Origin of the sequence: Carnobacterium sp., assembly GCF_032094055.1 — a bacterium.
GTDB lineage: Bacteria > Bacillota > Bacilli > Lactobacillales > Carnobacteriaceae > Carnobacterium_A.
The window spans coordinates 1-851 of sequence record NZ_DAMDAK010000114.1 but is presented as its reverse complement, the minus strand read 5'-3'; the positions used below and the strand labels follow the sequence as shown (position 1 = coordinate 851).

The window sequence follows — 851 nt, the reverse complement described above, 5'->3', positions numbered from 1 at the left end:
TCGATATTTGAAAGATTGCGAATAAGACGCCTACAATTAAGCTGATGACCAAAGCAATTAGACTAGAGTATAAGGTATATTTGAAACCTTCCAATAGAATACCTGAGTAATTATTAAAAATTTGGATCATAAAATCCACCTCACTTTTTCGTTTAAATTAAACAACCAAATCCAGTTGTATGGATACTAGTCGTTTTATTCTTCCATTTCTGGGATCCATTTGTTATAGATTTCATCGTATACACCATTTTCTTTAATGGTCTTAAAAGCTGAATTAATCGTTTCAACAAACTTGTTTTGGCCTTTATTGATGGCAATGCCATACGGCTCATCTGTAAAGTTTCCGCCAGCTAAACGGTAACCTGGGTTGTTAGCGATGATGCCTAAAAGAATCGCATTATCAGTGGTCATGGCATCTCCCTGGCCGGATTGGAGTGCTGTAAAGGCTTCTGAATAATTCTCTAGTTCTAAAACATGAGTGTCTGGAGCGTGTTTCCGAATATTGGCAGCTGAAGTTGAACCTTTGACAGCCAAGACAGTTGTATCAGAAGATAAATCTGAGACACTTTGAATTGAGCTATTTCCCGGTACTAGTAAAGCTTGCCCCGCATCAAAGTAAACATCTGAAAAGTCAACTTGTTTTTTACGTTCTTCACTAATCGTCATCGTTGCAATAATGGCATCAATATTGCCGTTTTTCAATAAAGGAATCCGAGTCTTTGAAGTAACTTCAACAAATTTTGCATTAGCAGCATCGCCTGTAATCTCTTCTGTTAAAGCTTTTGCGATATCAATATCAAAACCTTCGATTTCGCTCGTTTTAATATTATAAAGTCCAAATAAACTCGTAT

1 protein-coding gene and 1 pseudogene are annotated in these 851 nt (G+C 36.4%); both read right to left on the bottom strand.

The window, feature by feature from the left end; genetic code table 11:
- Nucleotides 1-130: pseudogene (locus RT405_RS12605) on the bottom strand (amino acid ABC transporter permease); the annotation flags it as partial.
- Nucleotides 131-195: 65 nt separating this feature from the next.
- A partial coding sequence (locus tag RT405_RS12600) for a transporter substrate-binding domain-containing protein (protein WP_313470140.1) occupies nt 196-851 on the bottom strand: 656 nt, incomplete at its 5' end.